This window comes from Fructobacillus sp. EFB-N1 (assembly GCF_001038455.1).
Taxonomy (GTDB): Bacteria; Bacillota; Bacilli; order Lactobacillales; family Lactobacillaceae; genus Fructobacillus; species Fructobacillus cardui.
The window spans coordinates 1-4,017 of record NZ_LDUY01000042.1 but is presented as its reverse complement, the minus strand read 5'-3'; the positions used below and the strand labels follow the sequence as shown (position 1 = coordinate 4,017).

Annotated in this window: 1 protein-coding gene; it reads left to right on the top strand. The window is 34.4% G+C overall.

The window, feature by feature from the left end:
• Positions 1-403 precede the first annotated feature (403 nt).
• Positions 404-3,310 (top strand): KxYKxGKxW signal peptide domain-containing protein, encoded by a 2,907-nt coding sequence (locus tag FEFB_RS07820; protein ID WP_047975688.1) that lies wholly within the window; start codon positions 404-406, stop codon positions 3,308-3,310.
• Positions 3,311-4,017: the final 707 nt, after the last annotated feature.

Here is a 4,017-nt window from a genome sequence, read left to right as displayed (position 1 = left end):
ATTCTTTGGGTTTTTATTTTAAATTTTCTCGTTCGAATTAATTATAGAATCTGCCTTTTTAATTAATCTTTTAGAACTTGTTCCAGTAAAGCAGAAAAGCTTAATCCTTGATTGGCTGCATTGAGCATTGCTTCATTATGATGGCATATCACTTTTTATTCTCTCGTTTTACACGTCGTATTGTTGAAGAAGGAGGCTTACTTTGTTTTTCATCTTCCACTTTTATTTTCACTTTTCAAAATGTCCAAAATGTAGCATAATATTACCGTAGTAATTCTTTAGACATATACGATACAGAGGGGGGCGAATATGCAGAAGACGATGCAATATTATAGTGTTGAATGACTTTTAAGACGTATTATGCAATAATACCAGAAGCGAAGCAAAAAAGAGGTAAAAAAGAATGCTAACACAAAAGAATCAGATACATTTTAAAATGTATAAATCCGGAAAATTTTGGCTAGTTTCTGGGGTTGCTCTTATCACATTTGGATTAGGAAATTCATTGGATATTCCGACAAATAGCGGAAATTCCGTTTCAGCAGATTCAGTGAATACTAGTTTAAACAATGCAAATTCTGACCAGGGAAACTCGCAAAAAGCACAATCTCAAACGGAACAATTGCCAGATGAATCAAAAGTAGTTACTGAAACGATTCATTATCAATATTCTGATGGAACTCCAGCAGCGGATGATTATACTAGACAAATAACGTTCACTCGTACTGTGTCAAAAAATTTAAATACTCAAGAGACATCGTATGGTGATTGGAAGAGCAATTCAGCAACGTTCTCTTCTGTTAAAAGTCCTGAAATCCCTGGTTATACTGCAGATCAACAAGAAATCTCTATTCATGACTCTAATGTTGAATCGAATGATAAAAACTTTACAGTAACGTATCATAAAGAAAGTGATAACAATGTTGATGCAAGAAATTTGCAGTTAAAAACTGCAACAAATAATATTAAGGAATCTCAAATTGATAAGCAAAGTATTGATATTCAAGATTCAAATGGGGACATCAAGTCACTTTCGTCTAATTCAAATTCAATACAGTTACCTTCAGCCCGATTTTCACCTAAAAACATTAATTTTTCAGGGAGAATTAATAACTATAATAGTGGGGATTCAATCACTATTCCATTTAGCATTAGTAATGTAAGTAATAGTTCACAGGCTACATGGGCTGCCGTTCAAAAGGACATTCCGGGAGTCGGATATATTTCGTTTGTTGCGGATCAACAGAATTATCCTAATGGCACCTATAGCGGGAAGTATGTTATTCATGTGACACATGATATTTCTACAGAAAAGTCTTATACAGTTTCACTCGGAGCAGGATTATTTATTAACTCATATGATTCAACGAAACCCATCTCAATAAAGTTAGGCACAGATAATTATACAATCACACCAACTCCAAGAGAGTATCCTAAAGACGATTCAAATTTTTATGGTTCAGGTTGGTTAGCTCGGGTTGCGCCAAATCAAATTAATGCCTCCACTGGAACATGGGATTCAAATTATTATAATAATCTGTTATCCTCTAATGGTGAAAATATTGGTAATACCAACATTCCAACTGGGGATTTCGTTACAATTCAACATGTGAAATCAATTAATGGGAATATTATCAATGTTGCAAAAGATTCAGAATATACTACTTCCTTATCCTTTTCTAAAGACGGATCAGAATTGATTAAAAATGATAATTCTGCCATCTATCATAGCAATATTTTAGGGACAGAAGTTCATTTAGATGTGAACATGACGGATATTGATATTGCTAAGCAATTAGCGCAGTACGGTAATAATAGCTACGCTGTTATTAAAAATTCGGACGGTTCTTATACAGTTGCTTATAATTATGGAAATCTATTAAAACGTAATGGATTTTCGATGATGGACTATTATCAAAATAAAGTGGGAACCGTTTCGAACAGTGACCAAAGTCCTGAAAATAAAAGAGATGATACAACTGATAGTAAAATCAATAATTCATTAGCGAATAAACAATCTTTGAGAAATCAAAATGATTTTAAGTTTATTTTTCAAGATCCAACCATGGAAAATGTTTTAACTGCTTCTACGTCATTTTTCAATGTAACAGACAATGAGGCATCACTAATTTCACCGGTAACGAGTGACAAAAATAATACTATTCCTAACGATAGCCTTGCGGCTGGACAAACTGAAATTAAAGTGAGTTATGTTGATGATTACGGTAATCCACTAACCACAGATGACGTATATTTTGGTTATCCTCAGGACGTTGATTCAAGTGTTAACGCTCACCCAAGTGAAAATCCAGTAATTAATACTAAGTCGATTTCAGGATATTCACTTGTAACTGATCAATCTGTTTCACCTTCATGGCTAAAAACGAGCGATATTTGGTTAAATTCTACTAGTAACAACATTGCATTTCCATTATCGTCGAGTCACAATACTGTGCAACAGGTATACTTTGTATATACAAAAAACACACCTACAGTTACAACTGAGACTAAGACAATTACACGAACAATCAAATATGTTGACGCAGTAGATGGTCACGAAGTTGCTAATGAGGTACAACAACCGGTTACTCTTACACGTACTGCCACAACCGATGCCGTTACTCATGCAGTAACATACTCAGATTGGAATATTACTGGCACATGGGACCAAGTTGATTCACCAGCTGTTACTGGTTATAATGCACCTGATCGTTCTAAGATTGACGCTGTTCATGTAACATCTGATACTAATGATGATACGGAAGTCGTTAAGTATAATCATCATACAGATTCAAAAACTGAGACTAAGACAATCACACGAACAATCAAATATGTTGACGCAGTAGATGGTCACGAAGTTGCTAATGAGGTGCAACAACCGGTTACTCTTACACGTACTGTAACAACCGATGCCGTTACTCATGCAGTAACATACTCAGATTGGAATATTACTGGCACATGGGACCAAGTTGATTCACCAGCTGTTGCTGGTTATGATGCACCTGATCGTTCTAAGATTGACGCTGTTCATGTAACATCTGATACTAATGATGATACGGAAGTCGTTAAGTATAATCATCAATTAACGTCTCATGATTCTACCAATTCAGATTCGAAAATTAATTCAGAATTGATTTCAAATAACCAAAATAGTTATACATCTAAAAATGATTCAATTAACTCGAAAAATATATTACCTAATACTGGAAAACGATTAGATAAATTAAGCAATCAAAGTTTCGCGGTTGGTGCAATCTTTTTGAGTTTCTTAGGAATGTTATTTACTTCTAAAAAACGTGACAATAAATAATAATAAAAAGAAATAACGGCTATTATTGAAAACCTAGACTTTCATCAATTCTGAAAGTCTCCGCTAAAAATTAGTGTATAAGTCGTCTCTAATTTTTCTTTTAAAAAATTATTTTATTGTTTTAAAAATAAATCATTGTCGTAATCCCCGGAATTTTTTATCCAAATTCCGGGGATTTATTATGTCACAATTATCAAAAAAAGACTAATCAAAAGACAAATACTTTCTTAGCCGAAAAGGCGAATTAAAAAGGGCAAAAGGCTGGCGTCAGGAAATGGGAAATCACCATTTATTTCCGAAAACGATTAAGGATATCCGTCGTGTTTATTCAAAGATGAGTGAGAGATGACCTAGAAGTAGAATAACGATTCATGTTGCGCCAAAGACGTCTGAAAAGGGTGAAATTGCAGCAATCTTAGCTGAACAATAAAAGCCGCGGGGGCCTACCAGAGCATTAATCTGGTAGGCCTTTTTTCTTTACTCATAACTCATAATTCATTAAAAAAAGGGAACACGTTTTTCGTGTTCCCCGATATATTTAACTATGGCCATAATAACCATAATACTGAGCTTTGGTTTCAGCCAACCACTTAGGGTCTTGATCCAAATATTTGTAAAACTTCACGGCCATTTTGCACGTGAATTTAATGAAACGCCAAGCTAGATAAATCGTCCCAAACCAGAAGACAAAATACATGGCAACAAAC